The organism is Paenibacillus sp. J31P316, assembly GCF_056269105.1.
Genome location: NZ_JBWDNI010000004.1, coordinates 397,362 through 413,299, shown reverse-complemented (window position 1 = coordinate 413,299; position 15,938 = coordinate 397,362). Strand labels below are relative to the sequence as shown.

The window sequence follows — 15,938 nt, the reverse complement described above, 5'->3', positions numbered from 1 at the left end:
TTATTGGAAAGCCGCGACGATATTTCAAGTTTAAGGGACCCTGTTTTAAATGAAAGGAGAGAATGTAATGGCAGTGGCGTTAAACAATGACACCGGTTTAGAGACTGTACTATGCCCGGAGTGCCGATCGGAAGTTCCCGCGCACCCGCAATATAAATCATGGTGTGAATGCGGATGGAATCTAACTCCTTACCAGAGCGAGCAAGTCTATACTCGATTCGACGCTACATATAAACGTCTCGGGCATAAGGTCGGCAATCGGATGTTACGCGACATGTACGATACTGAAAATTTCCGACCCAAATTGACTCGCATGAAAGTCATGGTTATTTTGCTAGCCTCGGTCATCCATCTCTGCACGGCGGCTTATTTTCTGCTAAGCATGTACATGGTGTGGCTCGGATTTCACAAGCCGGTATACTTCCTTATTACGATTCCAATGTTACTGATTCTCTGGTTCCAGCTCCCCCGAATACCTCGCTTAACTAAAGAAGAGCAATCGGACATTGCGCCACGAGAGCAGTTTCCTGTTCTGTATGCGTTTATGGACGAAGTGTCCGATCGACTCCAAACCCCTCGTGTGGATGGCATCATCCTTGATGAATCCTACAATGCCTCATACAGGCATGTCGGTCTTCGCCAGAAAAGATACGTCACACTGGGACTCCCGTTTTTCAGTATCTTATCGCCGGATGAAAAGTCGGCGATCATCGGGCATGAGCTTGGGCACGGAGTGAACGGCGATTTCAATCGCAGCTATTTTGTTCAATCCGCGATACGTACGCTGATTCGTTGGTATGCGTTACTGCGTCCGATAGACGAAATCATTTGGGGAGGGTCAGTGGTCTCTCTGCTTAGTCTGATATCCAATTATGTTATGGAGCTGCTTTCCTACATTCCGCGTGCGGTTATCGAGTTGTTTATCGTTTTTCAGTATTACGAGGAGCAAAAAGAAGAGTATTTGGCGGATTACATCGGCGCACAAATAGGGGGCACGCAAGGCGCGATCGGCGTTATGCACAAAATGTACTGCGCAACGACATTTTTGCTCTGCATTCAGCGATTCGTCATGAATCCATCAAAACTGAACTTTTTTGATGAATTTCAGGCAGCAGTTGACGCTATGCCGGCTCGAGAGATAGAACGGATTCAACGCGTTGAAATGTTGGAAGGATCGACCTTGAATCTTACGCATCCGCCTACGGCGTATCGGCTTACGGTTTTGCTTGCGCGCGAACAAACAACCGATTCTATGGTTCGATTGAATGCTGCACAGTTGGAACGACTGGATCAAGAGCTTCAAACCGTCCAACCGGAGATCCAGGCAAGGCTTGTAGATGCGTATCGGAATAGTCTTTATGAATAGCCCTATGAATAGGGTGCTGCCACGCTATTTCAAATTCCAGCTTTTTCGCTTCATCAGAGAGACGAAAAGCATGCACAACGGAACGAGAATCAGAAAAGGAACCGAATACAGCGGCCAAATGTCTTTAACGAATTCGACGACATCCAGCTGATTGGGATGAATAATTATGGATCCGATAAGAACCAGCAGCCCAAGGGGGATAATATAAAATCGGTAATCCCGACTGCCGATCGTCTGCGAGAAGGCTAAGGTCGTTGCGAATAAACAGACGCATAGTTTGGTGAATTCATTGAAAATCCACACCGTAAACCCGAACGGCTCGATGCGTTCAATGAAGTCTCCGACTCCTATATACGTCAAAGCGGTATAACTGGGAAACAGCTGATCGCTCGTGATTTCCCCTAAAACCATGATATCGGCGAGAACCTGAACGACAATGAACGTCCCTACTACGGCAATCATGGAAAGGACGGTTTTCTGCACGGAGGCCGACCGATTGACATAGGGAATGAACATGGAAAACAAAACGGTCTCTCCGAATGTAACGGTGGCGATTTGTCCAGCGCCTTTGAAGATGGCCGTCCAGCCGCTTTCAAGGACCGGCAGTACTGCCTTCGGATCCATATCCGGTATCAATAATAGTTGTATCAGGAAGGTTGAAACCACGGTAAGCACCAGTAAAATAATCGCGCATCTGCATATGACCTCCACTCCTTTAAATACCGTCCAGCCGACTACGCAGATCATAATGCTTCCTACGATCAAGGAAGGCGTTCTTGGCAGCAGAACCGTTCCCGTCAAATCCGTGAAATTGCGCAGCACATAAGCCCCGAGGAAAACGCCATACCAGGTATACAATAATCCGACCCATTTGCCGAGCCATGGCCCGAATAAGATGTGCGCGATTTCGACTAACGATTTTTGCGGGTATTTCTGACATAAGTATGCGTAAATCCAATTGATTCCAAGCCCCGCTATCGTGCCAAGGATGGCTGATATCCATGAGTCATGTCCTGCAACGTAACCGATCTGCCATATGGATGAATCTTAAAGCAGCGTCTTAAACCCGTGTCAAGTAAAACCCGGAAGAAATAGAGTGCTTAACAAGGAGTATTTAACTCTGATAGGCTTTGGAGCGCAATCTTGCGGCTAGCGCAGAGACCCACCCGAAGGCAACCATTCCTGCGATTCCCATGATTACCCCAATCCCATTAGCCATCCCCATTCCTGCAACAATAAGCAACGGGGCAATGACAGCCGTCATGATACAGTAGATTTTCCACACGCGCTCCTCTTGGGAGGCAAATCTGAACGCCAAGACGATGCACGCAGCAATCAAGCAGATAAAGGCCGTAAAAAATGCGAAAGAATGAATGGCTGCATGGCCGCTCATGGTTGTCGGCATGCCCGCAGGGGCTCCAGAGGGGAAGCTGAGACCGGGGTCCGGGCGGAATAGACCAGCCACCATCATCCCAATTCCATAAGTGCCGATGAGCAATGGCCCCCATGTTCCGCCTTTGCCACCTCGAATCATGCCGCGTATTCCGATTGCCGCCAACACAGCGAGTAATCCGGTTATGATGAAATTCGCGCTTTGAATCCATCCCAAATCACCTAACGTTAACGTGCTGATGGCGTGACGCCTGATATCGAATCCCTCACGTGTGAATACTTGAACAATGGCTGCTGCGAAGAACAACGGTGCAGAAGCGACCCCTCCAGCTAGAAGCAGCTTAATGGTGCTTGCGTTCATCTTTGAAACGATTGCTGTTTGCATAATCAATCATCCTCTCTCTTATTTTTCGTCCTTAAAGAATGATGTCAGCTCCGATGAAATGATTTTTGTATGGAGTTTCTTGGTATGGCCAAGTCCTTTTTTGCTCCTCAATTGCGCGTTAGGAAGCACGCCTGCCAGTGCCTTGGCGCTATGACGCAGCGCAACTGGGCTCTCAACGCCTTCGAGCACCAGCGTTGGCATCGTGACCGTACGCCATAATTCGGCATTCAACGGCTTACCATCCATGTATCCATCGAGCAAAGCCGCATCATAGGGGAGCGTGTGGGCAACAGCCATGAGATTGGACCACACGCCTGGCATGATTCGCATCAAGCTGACAACGAATGAAGGAGCGCCCATTCCCTGAATCATAAAATACTTGATAGCCTCCTCCCGACGATTTGCGGCAATCAGCTCAGCAACCTGCGAGACGAAATTTTTCGGCGGCTTGCGGTCCGCGTCCTCAACCACAAACGGAGGCTCATGAAGAGCTAGCTTGGTGATGTTTGCTCCCCTGGCTGCTGCCTGCAGGGCAAGAACCGCCCCGGATGACAATCCCCACACGTATGCCGAGCCGCCGGCTTCATCAATCATGGCCTGGAGATCTTCATACTCGCGTTCTGCTTCATAGGGCTGCGTGTCTCCGCTGTCGCCTCTGCCCCGGCGATCATAGTTATACACCGTGAAATCTTGCGATAACAGATTAGCTAACTGCACCTGGCCGGGAAAGTTACGGTAGCTGAACGCGCCCGCAACCAAGATGAGTGCCGGTCCGCGGCCTGTTTTGTCATAAGCAATCTTGGTGCCGTCTTTTGAGAGGAAGGTGTGCATGGGAAGTCTCCTTTTTGTTGTTGGAATTTCGTCTCTATATGGACGACGATTAGATATGTAATGAATCGACAGGTCGAAGTTTATTTTATAATTTTTTTTTGAATCAAGACCAAAACCTGTGTGTGACAGGCATTCGACGTGGCTTGCGGCTATTAAGGGAAATGAGAAGTGGGTTACGGATATTACCGAGTTCAAACTGTTTGGAGAAAAGCTCTATCTCTCACCCGTTCTAGACTTGTGTAACGGCGAAATTATCACCTATACACTCGGGTCTCGTCCAAATTAAAAGGCATGAGTCCGGTACAATACCGAGCCCATGCCCAACAGGTTGCCTAAATAAATATGTCTAACTTTAAGGGGTCACTTCAAATGCGCCGGCCGCCATCGTGTTACAGAACTTTCGATTCCAGTTATTTCAATAGAAAATTCAGAGCCATTCGATTCGTTCTTTAATGTCCCTGCTCCAGCTCTTTGTAATACTCGGTTTTCTCGTTTAAAGCCTCTAAATTCCCTATAAGCTGGTCAATCTGCTCCCGGATCTGTTGTTTATGGTGCTCGAGCATCCGTCTGCGCTCGGCGATCGTATCGTCACCGAGATAGCGCAGCTCGGCGAAATGCTGCATATCGCGAATCGGCATGCCGGTATCACGTAAGCGGATAAGAAACTTGAGCCATTCCACGTCCTGTTTGGAATAATAGCGGTAACCGTTGCCTTCTCTTCCAATGGCGCGGATGAGATTAGCTTTTTCGTAATAACGCAGCGTATGAGCGGAAAGACCGGTGAGCTTCGTAACTTGCTGGATAGTATACGTCTTATTCATACTAGTACTATATCAGAATGCAGCGTCATTTTCCTTCACTCGGCAGAGTCATGCTGTTAAGCAGGTTCATCCCGTTGATGGCCGTCGGGAATCCCCCATAAAGGACCGATTGAATAATAACCTCTTCCATTTCCTGCCGAGTCAGCCCTACATTGGATCCGGCCTCTAAATGTACCCTCAATTGCGGCTCCCTGTTCAGTACCGTCAGCATGGCTATCGTTGCAATTTCTCGTTCCCTTAAGGTTAGCCTCTCGCGGCCGTAAATATCGCCGAACCATTCCACGAGAATGTTCCCTAAGTCACCTAAGGGGGCTACGACAGCCTCGCCTGCATGTCCGTCCACTTTATTCAACATTTCCATTCCGAATTCATATCGATTCTTCATACGTTCAGCTCCTTATGTTTCAACTGATTCTCATTCTAAACTTTAGAGCGCGCTCTAAAGCAAGACATTTATTGAAAGTCTTGCTTGTATTCGCTGACGGCCGCGACGCATCGCCTTGACCCAACTCGGAGCACGGCTCGGATATTTGGACGTTAATGATCTCATCTTGAACGTCCTCGGCGGAGCAGGTGGAAACGGAGCATGGACAATAAACGTTGCGAGTTGGCGGCTTGCGTTGCGAAAGATGCTTCTTTGATTGGGAGAATTGGGAGACGATAGCACAACGACTATTTATTTAGACACATAAACACACGATGGTTCAGACAATGGTGAGGAAAGTTTTTCCAAGTTAATAGGGCTGTAACTAATGCTTCAGACGTTGACGGTCGGGAACAACCTAATGTTTGATTGAGCAAACGTTCTCCGTTAACGTAATCGAGCGTTTTCACTTGTTCTTGTTATTTCTAAAAATACCGACTGCTAATCCGACTACAATTCCAAATGAAGTTCCATATACAATTCCAAGACCTACATTACCGAATACTGCTCCAAATGCGACACCAAAAGCGGAACCAAAAGCAATTCCAACGCCTATGAAAGAACTATTTCCGTCATCTTTCATTTTCAAATAATCACTCCGCTTCTTAATTTCATTCCAAAGCTTTACTGCTGTGGCAGTTTCGCCTCATACTACGACTTTCCAAAATATGTAGGTATAACTCAATACGATAAAACACCAATACTCTATACCTTCGCTATATCATATCCTAGTGAATCTACCTTTATACGTCAATTTGCTAGAATGGATACGCAAAAAAGCGCCTCCCGCGTAGGAAGCACCTTTTGTTGTTCAATACGAAACCGGTATGCGGATCTTGCTAACACTTCCGGAAATTAAACGAGATTATTCGCCCGGAATTGTCCGTTCGACCGGGAAGTTAGCTTCGATCCGCGCGATATCGTCACTGTCCAGCTCCCAGCCCAAAGACTGAATGTTATCCTCGATGTGCGCCAGGCTGGCGGCTTTGGGAATCGTGATCAGATTGTCCTGCCTAAGCACCCAGTTCAACGCGACTTGGAAGGCGTTTTTGCCGTACTTGGCACCGATGATATCCAAGACCTGCCGTTGCTCCGAACCCGCCTCTGGGAAGCCCACTTCCCCGAATACATGTGGTGCATAGCCAAAAGGCGAATAACCCATGACGGTGATGCCGGCTTCCTCGCAGTAAGGCACATTGTCGCTTTCGATGCGCCGATCGTTCAAATGATAGGGAACCTGATTGCAGACTAGCGGAATATCGCCGAGACAGCGCTGCGCTTCCCGCAAGAGCGCGATTGAGAAATTACTCACGCCGACATGCTTGATCATCCCCCGCTTGACCAATTCAGCCATGCCAGCCATCGTTTCCGATACCTCGTGCTGCTCGCTCGGCCAGTGCTGCAGATACAAGTCGATGTGATTGGTTTTCAACCGCGCCAGGCTTGCTTCCGCTGCATCCAGAACACCTTGGTACGAACAATTGCGTGCCGCTACCTTCGAGACTAGGAACACATCGTCACGAAGGCCTGCGATCGCCTGGCCGACGACCCGTTCGGAACCGCCGGCGGCGTAATCCTCGGCCGTGTCGATAAGCGTAAGCCCATGCTCGATACCGAAAAGCAGCGCCTCTATCTCTTGCTTCGCACTCCGTTCCTCTTCACCGAACTTCCACGTCCCTTGTCCTATTGCCGGAACGCGGACATCCGTGTTGCCTAATTTACGCTGTAGCATAAGATTCCTCCGATCTCTCAATCATTAATAGCACCACTTAGTTCAAAACCTATCGTATTCTTATGTATTCGATCTTTTGAAGGATATCCCTGTTCTTGCGTATAGGTATCCATTTGCTTAACGAAAAGTGGAGTATCTGCCATCGGTACACTGCTCAACTATCGGGCCCAAAAGCTGAGCATTCACGATTTGATCTAATAAAATTGGTTTAAAGGTGTCAGTATTTAGTTCAATATCATACTCTTTAGAGCAATAAACTTATCATAGTGTGAGATTGCTAAGCTGCCCTCTAACGCGTCGTTCCATGATTCCAAAAAGCTCGCAGAAGCCCGTTTGTGTCAACTTTTTCGCCACATGCAGCCCCTATCGAACCTATGTCCGGTTAAGCTCCCGTTCCGAGCCTGCTGCGGGATTTTCCGAGAAAACTTGCCATTACTTATGGTACGGTTCTCCGCGCTGTCTGTAACGGCAAGTTTAAAGGCCATCCTTTGTGGGATGGCCTTTAATGGGATATGCATTACCCCTCGTATGCTTGTTCTAACTCCAAACTTGTCTTTCAACCACTCGCACACCTGAGCCTTCTCGTCTCCACTATCGGAGAGCTTATCCCAGAAATAATCCTATTGTTTGAATTACTCCGTAAGTAAAGACTAGACTTTAGAATCTTCGGGCAACCTCGCGCGCTTGTTGAATCGCCTTTTCTTTTATCGCAGTTTCTTGGTCATGTTTCGCAGCCATACCCTCAACAAATATTCCCTCAAAGCCAGGGATTCCAAAAAACTCCATCATAACTTTCAGGTGGCGGTGACCCATTTCTAAGTTTGCATCATCTGAGCCTGGCGACAAGAAGCTTCCGCTAGCTTGAATATGAACGGCTTTTTTATCACTAAGCAAGCCAACCCGGCCTATACCCGGTAAATATTTGAAAGTCTTACCTGCTATGCAAATGGAGTCAATGTATGACTTCATAACGGGTGGATACGAATAATTCCAAATCGGAGTAACAAATACGTATTTGTCTGCGGCAACAAATTGATTTACCAACTCATTAATACGGCTTAGTTTCATTTTCTCAGCTTCGGTCAATTTTTCAAATGCGATACCTGCTTTCAGTTTGCTCCAACCGCTAAAAACATCTGTATCAAGTTGCGGTATATCCATTTTGTACAGATCAAGATGGATAACTTCATCATTCGGATTTGCAGATCGATAAGTCTGTAGAAACTCTTCACCTACTAACATACTGTATGATTGTACATGATCATGTGGATTTGCCGTAATATATAATACTGTTGCCAAAATGGAATACCCACTTTCAGTTTTTTTACTTACTCCCAGAAACGTTGACGATCTGTCTGGTGGAGACGTTAAGTCGATTCCAAAGGTTGGCCGTGGCTATCCCGGTGATCATGGTCGCCAGTGCCTGCACATCGAAGTGTCGGGCTGCCTCATTAAAGATGTCATCTGGTACTGGGTCTACTCGGTCATTGAGCCGGGTAACAGATTCACTGAGTGCAAGCGCAGCACGCTCGGCGTCATTGAAGTATTGCGTTTCACGCCATGCCGACACGGCCAGCAGACGCTCTGTAGATTCGCCTGCCGCCAAGGCATTGCGCGAATGGAGTTCGACGCATACACTGTCCCCATTGATTTGGCTTGCTCGAAGATACGCAAGGAAGAGTGTACGGCTTGGAATTTTTGTTTTCTCTGCGGATGCAAACAGAGCTTTGCCCAAGGCTTGTAAAGCTTGAGTCGCGTCGGGCACGATCATAGTAGGACGATCCATTCTTGATTTCACGTGGAGATCTCCTTTAATTTCAATTAGAACCGTTTTGGCTCTTTACTATGCTGACGGATCAACCCTCGGGAAATGTGATAACATTTTTGGAGAAAAGAATAGAACAACAAACGATCGACGTCTCGTCACAATGTTCAGATTGCATTCGTCAGTATTTATAGGGGTATTTTGATTTTTGTGATGAGGGAGTTTGAATGATGAGCGAACAGGATTGGTTGGCAAATACATTCGAAGCGCATCGGAAGCACCTTCAGGCCGTGGCTTATCGAATGCTCGGGTCATTGAACGAAGCGGAGGACGCGGTACAGGAGTCTTGGTTGCGTCTTAGTCGTGCGGATGCAAGGGGTATTGAGAACATGGGAGGATGGATGACCACTGTTGTTTCACGGATTTGTCTCGACATGTTACGATCGCGAAATTCTAGGCGCGAAGAATCGATAGAAGCCCATTTGCCAGAGACTTTCGGGAGCCAAGATATAATCGACCCCGAACAAGAAGCCATCCTGGCTGATTCTATCGGTATTGCACTGCTAGTCGTGCTCGGTAATTTGAAACCTGCAGAACGCATCACTTTCGTGCTGCACGATGTTTTCGCCATGCCCTTTAATGAGATTGCTCCTATTGTAGGAAAGTCGGAAGCCGCGACAAGGCAGCTTGCGAGCAGAGCACGCCACCGGGTTCGCGGGGCGAAAGCGAAGCCGGAAGTCAGCCTTGCTCTCCAACGCGAGGTTGTTCAAGCTTTTCTTGCTGCAGCGCACGCAGGCGATTTCGATACTCTTGTAGCTGCGCTCGATCCGGACGTTATACTTCGTGACGATCGTCAAACAGGATCTTCAAGAGTAACGCGTGGAGCGGTCGCTCTAGCGAAACAAGTTTCGGGACGTGCTCAGAAGGCAGTTCAACTTGCCCTAGTGAACGGAACGGTAGGCATCATTGCGGCTCCTCTAGGCAAGTTGCACTATGTACTCAAATTTACAATGAGTCACGGAAAGATTGCCGAGGTCGACCTAATCTCCGATCCTGAACGCATAAGTCAGCTTGATTTGGCAGTGTTGAGCGATTGAGCACCGTTGTGCCCCGTATACAAATATTTCATACGTTAATCCGTATTTCAATTGAAAGCCCCCTAGCTGTATCAAGCTAATCGGGCTTGAGTTAACACATGCTGCCACCCTTACTAATAGTTACAGACTCTTTAATCGTATATCTAAAAAAACATGCCGTTACTTATGGTACGGTTCACCGCTTGTACTCTTAAACTAATCTGCCCTTTACTTCAATGAAAAGGCAGCTGATCGTTTGACCGGCTGCCGTTGTGTCTCCATTCAACTATAGTCTCCCGTTAGAATAATCAATTAGTAGTATGAGATATCATTTTCTGAAAAGTTTCATAATTTTCTTTGCGTATTATTTCATTGTAATTTCCAAAGGTAATATTAAAAAATCGACCGTTCTCGTACTCATATTTAAATATATATAACCCGGAACCAATGTCTTTGGTATTACCTAATGTATTTATCACCTCTTTATAAGTCATATCCTCTGATATTCGACTCAATTGAGCTGCTGTTACTCTTTTAATATCTTCTGACAATCCTAATTCGATTTTTTCATTACTGAATGTTTTCTCTTCTTTTACAGCTGCACCTTCTAACTGGTTGCCATAGTTGCTACAACCGAAAAGAAACGTCAAAGAAATTCCAGTTATTAAAAGAATCATGTTGCGAAAAAGTAATTTCATGGTACGCACCCCATTATTCGATACGATATATACGACCCAGTTGTTCTTCTGTCGCGCTTTCCTCAATATGAATACATTTAATTGAACTACCGTCTCCCGTTAGTTGAAACACCTTCGTTTGTTCAGGATTAATTGTTCATAAAGGACAGTATACTGATGGTCCAAACTATTAGTGCAAAAATTAAGCCACTCCAGAAGACCTCAGCAGTATAAGACTTTCCCTTCATAATCTTATTGACTGCTTTTAATAAGACAACTATGAATAAAAATCCCAAGATAGGCATCAAATACACCCCAATGAAGCTAAAAAACATAATTACACCACCTTATGTTCCATTATTAATTTCATGCTGTTTCTGAGTATTAGACAGTAACTTATTACATAATTATCTAAACTATCATATTTTAACACATACTGGAGCTATCTGCCTGTTACTTCAACGGACAACGGCAGCCGATCGCGCGGCCGGCTGCCGTTTTGTCTCCATTCAACTATAGTCTTCCGATAGTTTAACCATCTATTGTCAGCTGCACTTATTCAATGGACTGTAGCATCAATTTGCTTGAGAATTCCAAACCTCCGTAAACTCCAGGCCTTTTAGTTTAGAATTCAGTACTAAGTCCCTGAACTCATCCGAGACATAAATTCTTGATGATTTATTTACTTGAGCTTTGAATATAGGTGCACCCTTTATTTTTTCAGATGTAAACGACATTTTTGTGAACCCCGCAAATTCAATTACTTTTATTACATTGCATATATAAATTTTCGGATCATCGTTTTCAGTATTAAGGAATTCGACATAGTTCTCTATAAGCTTGCCAATTACCTGGATTGATTTGTCAGTAAGCAACAAAATGCCAGGGATTATATGAGGGAAATTTCTATGTTTACCCTTTCTATAAATCTTAAACTTAACCGGTGTCCAATTGCTTTTTAATGCTTCTCCCATAGAAGTTCGCAGTATTGCTTCACGATCTTTTTCATAATTATTAGGTATAACGACCATACTTTCCTCAGTCGAGTTAATCTGCCAAACCTTCATTCTATTTTCACACCTTCCAAAGTGCATTAAATACTCGGTTCTTTCAGGTGCCGGTGAAGTATTCGCTGAATTCTTCGCTATCCTGCCCGACTTCCCGTAACGAAAAAAGGAGCAGTTGCAATCGGCAAACTGCTCATGGTGCAATGAACTAACGTGTCCCGTTAGCTTAAGAATTTCCGATTTACAAATATGATTTAGTTCGATTCATATCAGTTATTAAAAACGGATTGTCCTTCTTCATATTCTCAAATAAAACCTCAAATTGATTTCTATCCTCTTTCAATAAATCTAATTCTCGTTGTGTAATTCCAACGAATTGAATAAAATCAACTTTTCCGTGGGGAGTATTTATTTCTTTCACTTCAGTATCACTTACTACTATTAACGCTGTAATCCGAGACTCAATACCAAAATGAAGAGATTTACCATTGCCAGGAACATACTGAGTAGGTTCAAATATTCTTTCTTTCGTGTAGGTATAACGAGCAAGATTAGAAAGCATATTTATTGCCCATAGACAGTTCTCAATTTATTCCTCTTTTAGTTTTATCGTCATTTCGTATCCCCAACGACTCCACTCACCACCAAACGATTCCTCTTCAATGTAAAGCTCGGTCATTCCATATGTCAGTAAATGCTTATATCCATTCGGAGATTGATAAATGCTACATCCATCTAGGTACTCATCCCCACCAAAAATAGCACGTTTATGCATCTCTGTCCCATAATGCACTGGATTCTGTTTTGGATAGAGCAGTTCAAATTCCTCATCGATGGCATCCCATCCTGGTGCCCAGTCTTCCTGTTCAGAAGCTCGATTTTTATACTCATCTAATGTCAATTCATTTGACCTCCTCTAACCCCTCTAATCTTCACCGCACAGGCAATATTTAAAGTAATTCGGAGCACAAGTCGAGTTACCTGCCCACTTAACGTAGCAAAGCTCCCGATGGTTTACCGGCAGCTTCATCTGTTGGGTTAATCAACTAACGTTTCCCGTTAGTTCAATGACTTTTATTCGTTTTTAAATATCTTTGAACTAGAAAGATTTCTGCAAATGGTAGTAATATTGTAATTCCAGTAATGGATAACGCTAATATAAAACCAATCAATATTTTTGTATGCCCTAGCTGGCCCCCATCTGCCATCATATAAACGGTGGTTGTAAGAAAAATTAAAAGTATTAGTATCTGTCTAACTAATCTGACCTTCCTCCATCTAATATCACTTATTCCAAACGTTGAAAAAAGAGATATTCCTAGAGGAAAAGGTTCTGTTAATAAAAAATGAAGATATTTCAATCCTTCGTCATGTGTTGACCAAGGAAAATTATAATCATCAGAATAGATATATAAAACAATAAAAAGAGATAACCACAAAGCTATGTAATATAGAAATGAAAGAATGATATTCTTCATTGCTTTTACTCATCCTCCATTTACATCATGTTTACCACGATTTTACTGGACCGGCTCCCCACTGGATAGTACCATTTTTCGTTAGTACCACTTGAAGTAATCTGCCCTTTAGCTTAATGAGAATTGGAGGAACTGCCACCGGCAAACTGCTCAATGATATGTTAGACTTTCATTCCCTGTTAGCTAAAGCGCTTTGATCGGTCTATCGCTCATGCCGCCGGAGGTATTACACTTGCTGCTATCATTCGTCTTCGCAACATCGAGCGCAAGGAACCAGTTCCTATGAAGGCGGAGTGGCATTTACAGCTTACTGCTTTAATTCTCCGATCCGAATTGTTTCCGTTATTAATCGGATTAGTTGCCATCATGATGCTATTGCTAACAATGATAAATTGTATGACAATGTTTGATGCCCTACATTCTCTAATGACAATTAACGCAAAACAAAAAGCTCATTCATTTTTGGAATGAGCTTTCGGATTACATTAGGTTTTATGACTTTGCTTTCTTCCAATATCAGTTCTTGCTTGTTAATGTTCTAATAATGAAGGATGAAAAATCATTCGGCTTCCGACCTAATATCCACGTTAAAACATTAGAATTTCCGATAGATCCATGTTCATTGTAATGTTGGAACATCTTTAATATTGTATTTACTTGATAGTCTCCTGCCCCACGCTTTTTTAATTGTGCTGCGAACATGTCATCTTGCGGCGTTTCAACTTTGATTTCATGCCCAATATGCTGTTCCATTGCTGCTATCATATCAGACAATGATAAATTTTCAGGTCCTGAAAGTTCATATGAAGCCCATGTATGTCCCGGACGAGTAAGAATGATTGCAACTGCCTCGGCTAAGTCTTCTAAGTCAATCATACATATGCGAGTTTCTTGAGTCGTAAAGTACTTTTGTTGAAAGATCCCTTTTTCACTAAGCAACTTCCAAGAATCGAGTATATTCTGCATAAATATGCCTGGCTGAATAATCGTATATGGGATACCTGAGTTCACCAGGAGCTCCTCAACCATGAGTTTTTTCTGATGATGCGGCATTTCTTGAATGACGGGATGTATGACGGAGTGGAATACAAAATGTTCAACTTTGGCTAAACGAGCTGCTTGTATGATTATTTGTCCGATTTGAACTTCATCGGGATTCATAGCTGAACAAATGTGGTATACAGCCCTAATTCCGACTAATGCCTCATTTACAGCCTTTTGATCCAGCATATCTCCCGCAACGACTTCCATCTCACCCAAGGATTTAATGTCCTCGATTTGTTCGGTTCTACGAACAAAAGCCCTTACCCGCTCTCCCTTAGAAAGCAAAGCTTTAATTACGGCACGACCAGTTTTTCCGTTTGCTCCAGTTATAAGAATCATTTTCATTTCTCCTTTTATAGTAAAGTACCTTCAACCTTCACTCTGGGTCATTTCCTCGCTCATTGTCCACAAACGCTCTGCCAAGTCCGGATCAATGGCCCAAGGAAGAACGCCGGTATATTGCTGTCCCATTTCTCCCATCTTAAAGTCAGCGTTTAATTCTGCAATGTTGCAGTCCATGCAGTAAACGCCGCCTTTTCCATCCAGTTGAGGACTTGTCGCACACCAAACGCTTGTCGCTGCACCTTGTCCCGTTGTTTTGTATATGCCGCCGACAGCAGCCTCTTGGGTAGATAAATACCGCGACAAATCCGTCTCGATTCGGCCTGGATGTACGGAGAACGCGCGGATGCCATCAGTGTACCCATGTTTGTCCAGTCCCACTGCAAACAAAGCGTTAGCTGATTTGGATTGCCCGTAAGCTTTCCATTTGTCGTATTCGCGCTTTTCAAAATTAGGATCTTCGAAGTCGACGCCGCTGAAACGAATTCCTGCCGAGGAAAGTGTTACAACCCGGGCGTCCCCTGCTTGCTTTAATGCCGGCCATAAGCGCAGCGTCAATTGGAAGTGGCCCAAATGATTCGTAGCGAACTGAGACTCATAGCCGCGGGTATCGCGAACTAGCGGGGGAGCCATAATCCCGGCGTTAGCAATTAAGATGTGGAGGGATCTGCCGGTAGCAAGGAACCTTTGAGCAAAAGTATCAACGGAAGCTGGATCGATTAAATCGAGCGCTTCTACTTCTACACCGTTAATTCCGGCAAGAGCGATGCCTGCCTGCTCGGGATTACGGGCGCCTACGATGACTGTAGCCCCTGCTACCGCGAGTGCACGAGTCGTTTCAAGTCCAATGCCGGAATGACCACCGGTCACGATTGCGATTTTACCTTGAAGATCGATGCCATTCACGACTTCCAGAGCATTCGTTTCTGCATTAAAGCCCGATGAGATAGGTGACTGTGGAGTAATTTTGTATTCATTATTTGTTGTTGTCATTATTTAATTCCTCCTGAGCAAATTTTTTGTAAACCAGTGAACTTGTCTAACCCAGCGTTCTTACTCGTGTAGATCGTAACGCATGGAGCTAGCTCCATGTCAATTCCCTCTATATGGACTCGGTTAACATCTCCAACTCATAGCGGGACCGCTTAGACCAGACTTAAGCGTTCGGATAACAAGCAGGTAGTCCGCCATTCGAAACCATTACGGCTTCTACGGGTTAGCTTATCATTGCCAACGCAAAACACCTCCAAGTTGTGCTCCATATCTTACGACATGGCTCATTCTACTCGAAGGTGTTTTAAATTTTCTCCCGTTACGGTCAGTCCCGACATCCTTGTTTAGAATGTTTTGTCGCCCTATTAGATGATTATAAGCGACTGCATGTCGTCACGCCGCAAGTGCTTCGGGGCTTATCGTGCAACGGGGACGATTTAACGAAAGAAGTCTCTGAACAGCTTAATGGCGGCTTGCGGATTCTCCTCCATGATCCAATGTCCGGTTTTCTCCAGCTTCACCGTCTTTGAATTCGGCGCATGCTCGCTCAAGAACTGCTCCAGCATGGGGTAACCGGATACACCGCCGATGCCGAGCGCGGGCAC

Annotated in this window: 17 protein-coding genes and 1 pseudogene; 2 read left to right on the top strand and 16 right to left on the bottom strand. The window is 45.0% G+C overall.

Going from position 1 to position 15,938, the window contains the following annotated elements; all coding sequences use genetic code 11:
- Positions 1–67: 67 nt before the first annotated feature.
- Positions 68–1,366 carry a M48 family metallopeptidase gene (locus AC0YNU_RS17260; protein ID WP_475758705.1) on the top strand — a complete coding sequence of 433 codons (1,299 nt, stop codon included), beginning with the start codon at positions 68–70 and terminating at the stop codon, positions 1,364–1,366.
- A 24-nt stretch (positions 1,367–1,390) separates the two neighbouring features.
- Here the strand turns inward: AC0YNU_RS17260 and AC0YNU_RS17255 are convergent, their stop codons facing one another.
- The 9 genes from AC0YNU_RS17255 to AC0YNU_RS17215 all read right to left on the bottom strand — a co-directional run bounded on the left by AC0YNU_RS17255 (position 1,391) and on the right by AC0YNU_RS17215 (position 8,749).
- Positions 1,391–2,395, bottom strand: coding sequence for a GerAB/ArcD/ProY family transporter (locus tag AC0YNU_RS17255; protein ID WP_475758885.1), 1,005 nt, complete (start codon positions 2,393–2,395; stop codon positions 1,391–1,393).
- 85 nt (positions 2,396–2,480) lie between these two features.
- Complete coding sequence (locus AC0YNU_RS17250) at positions 2,481–3,143, bottom strand: DUF998 domain-containing protein (RefSeq protein ID WP_475758703.1); 663 nt, start codon at positions 3,141–3,143, stop codon at positions 2,481–2,483.
- 18 nt (positions 3,144–3,161) lie between these two features.
- Positions 3,162–3,974 carry an alpha/beta fold hydrolase gene (locus AC0YNU_RS17245; protein ID WP_475758700.1) on the bottom strand — a complete coding sequence of 271 codons (813 nt, stop codon included), beginning with the start codon at positions 3,972–3,974 and terminating at the stop codon, positions 3,162–3,164.
- Positions 3,975–4,423: 449 nt separating this feature from the next.
- Entirely contained in the window at positions 4,424–4,795 is a 372-nt protein-coding gene (locus tag AC0YNU_RS17240) for a MerR family transcriptional regulator (protein WP_475758698.1), read from the bottom strand.
- A gap of 25 nt (positions 4,796–4,820) precedes the next feature.
- Positions 4,821–5,180, bottom strand: a complete 360-nt coding sequence (locus AC0YNU_RS17235) for a carboxymuconolactone decarboxylase family protein (protein WP_475758696.1) — start codon at positions 5,178–5,180, stop codon at positions 4,821–4,823.
- Positions 5,181–5,625: 445 nt separating this feature from the next.
- Entirely contained in the window at positions 5,626–5,802 is a 177-nt protein-coding gene (locus AC0YNU_RS17230; RefSeq protein WP_475758882.1) for a glycine zipper domain-containing protein, read from the bottom strand.
- Positions 5,803–6,084: 282 nt separating this feature from the next.
- On the bottom strand, positions 6,085–6,951 hold the full coding sequence (locus tag AC0YNU_RS17225) for an aldo/keto reductase (protein WP_475758694.1): 867 nt from the start codon (positions 6,949–6,951) through the stop codon (positions 6,085–6,087).
- 657 nt (positions 6,952–7,608) lie between these two features.
- Positions 7,609–8,250, bottom strand: a complete 642-nt coding sequence (locus AC0YNU_RS17220) for an NAD(P)H-dependent oxidoreductase (RefSeq protein ID WP_475758691.1) — start codon at positions 8,248–8,250, stop codon at positions 7,609–7,611.
- A gap of 25 nt (positions 8,251–8,275) precedes the next feature.
- Positions 8,276–8,749, bottom strand: a complete 474-nt coding sequence (locus AC0YNU_RS17215) for a carboxymuconolactone decarboxylase family protein (RefSeq protein WP_475758689.1) — start codon at positions 8,747–8,749, stop codon at positions 8,276–8,278.
- A 197-nt stretch (positions 8,750–8,946) separates the two neighbouring features.
- On the opposite strand from AC0YNU_RS17215, the gene AC0YNU_RS17210 reads away from it, so the two are divergent.
- Complete coding sequence (locus tag AC0YNU_RS17210) at positions 8,947–9,813, top strand: sigma-70 family RNA polymerase sigma factor (RefSeq protein ID WP_475758880.1); 867 nt, start codon at positions 8,947–8,949, stop codon at positions 9,811–9,813.
- A gap of 287 nt (positions 9,814–10,100) precedes the next feature.
- Here AC0YNU_RS17210 and AC0YNU_RS17205 read toward each other — a convergent pair whose 3' ends face one another.
- From AC0YNU_RS17205 to AC0YNU_RS17175, 7 genes and pseudogenes are all read right to left on the bottom strand, one after another.
- Positions 10,101–10,490, bottom strand: a complete 390-nt coding sequence (locus AC0YNU_RS17205) for a hypothetical protein (RefSeq protein ID WP_475758687.1) — start codon at positions 10,488–10,490, stop codon at positions 10,101–10,103.
- 554 nt (positions 10,491–11,044) lie between these two features.
- Positions 11,045–11,536 (bottom strand): imm11 family protein, encoded by a 492-nt coding sequence (locus tag AC0YNU_RS17200; RefSeq protein WP_475758685.1) that lies wholly within the window; start codon positions 11,534–11,536, stop codon positions 11,045–11,047.
- A 181-nt stretch (positions 11,537–11,717) separates the two neighbouring features.
- A pseudogene (locus AC0YNU_RS17195) lies at positions 11,718–12,251 on the bottom strand (suppressor of fused domain protein).
- 289 nt (positions 12,252–12,540) lie between these two features.
- A complete protein-coding gene (locus AC0YNU_RS17190; RefSeq protein WP_475758683.1) occupies positions 12,541–12,954 on the bottom strand; it encodes a hypothetical protein in 414 nt (137 codons plus the stop codon).
- 516 nt (positions 12,955–13,470) lie between these two features.
- Positions 13,471–14,337 (bottom strand): SDR family oxidoreductase, encoded by an 867-nt coding sequence (locus AC0YNU_RS17185; protein WP_475758681.1) that lies wholly within the window; start codon positions 14,335–14,337, stop codon positions 13,471–13,473.
- A 30-nt stretch (positions 14,338–14,367) separates the two neighbouring features.
- Positions 14,368–15,333 (bottom strand): oxidoreductase, encoded by a 966-nt coding sequence (locus tag AC0YNU_RS17180; RefSeq protein ID WP_475758679.1) that lies wholly within the window; start codon positions 15,331–15,333, stop codon positions 14,368–14,370.
- Positions 15,334–15,770: 437 nt separating this feature from the next.
- Positions 15,771–15,938, bottom strand: coding sequence for an alpha/beta fold hydrolase (locus AC0YNU_RS17175; protein ID WP_475758887.1), 168 nt, complete (start codon positions 15,936–15,938; stop codon positions 15,771–15,773).

Excerpts from the sequence above, each read along its gene's own strand:
- AC0YNU_RS17260 (WP_475758705.1), top strand. The coding sequence starts at position 68 with ATGGCAGTGGCGTTAAACAATGACACCGGTTTAGAGACTGTACTATGC.
- AC0YNU_RS17250 (WP_475758703.1), bottom strand. The coding sequence starts at position 3,143 with ATGCAAACAGCAATCGTTTCAAAGATGAACGCAAGCACCATTAAGCTG.
- AC0YNU_RS17245 (WP_475758700.1), bottom strand. The coding sequence starts at position 3,974 with ATGCACACCTTCCTCTCAAAAGACGGCACCAAGATTGCTTATGACAAA.
- AC0YNU_RS17240 (WP_475758698.1), bottom strand. The coding sequence starts at position 4,795 with ATGAATAAGACGTATACTATCCAGCAAGTTACGAAGCTCACCGGTCTT.
- AC0YNU_RS17235 (WP_475758696.1), bottom strand. The coding sequence starts at position 5,180 with ATGAAGAATCGATATGAATTCGGAATGGAAATGTTGAATAAAGTGGAC.
- AC0YNU_RS17230 (WP_475758882.1), bottom strand. The coding sequence starts at position 5,802 with ATGAAAGATGACGGAAATAGTTCTTTCATAGGCGTTGGAATTGCTTTT.
- AC0YNU_RS17225 (WP_475758694.1), bottom strand. The coding sequence starts at position 6,951 with ATGCTACAGCGTAAATTAGGCAACACGGATGTCCGCGTTCCGGCAATA.
- AC0YNU_RS17210 (WP_475758880.1), top strand. The coding sequence starts at position 8,947 with ATGAGCGAACAGGATTGGTTGGCAAATACATTCGAAGCGCATCGGAAG.
- AC0YNU_RS17205 (WP_475758687.1), bottom strand. The coding sequence starts at position 10,490 with ATGAAATTACTTTTTCGCAACATGATTCTTTTAATAACTGGAATTTCT.
- AC0YNU_RS17200 (WP_475758685.1), bottom strand. The coding sequence starts at position 11,536 with ATGAAGGTTTGGCAGATTAACTCGACTGAGGAAAGTATGGTCGTTATA.
- AC0YNU_RS17190 (WP_475758683.1), bottom strand. The coding sequence starts at position 12,954 with ATGAAGAATATCATTCTTTCATTTCTATATTACATAGCTTTGTGGTTA.
- AC0YNU_RS17185 (WP_475758681.1), bottom strand. The coding sequence starts at position 14,337 with ATGATTCTTATAACTGGAGCAAACGGAAAAACTGGTCGTGCCGTAATT.
- AC0YNU_RS17180 (WP_475758679.1), bottom strand. The coding sequence starts at position 15,333 with ATGACAACAACAAATAATGAATACAAAATTACTCCACAGTCACCTATC.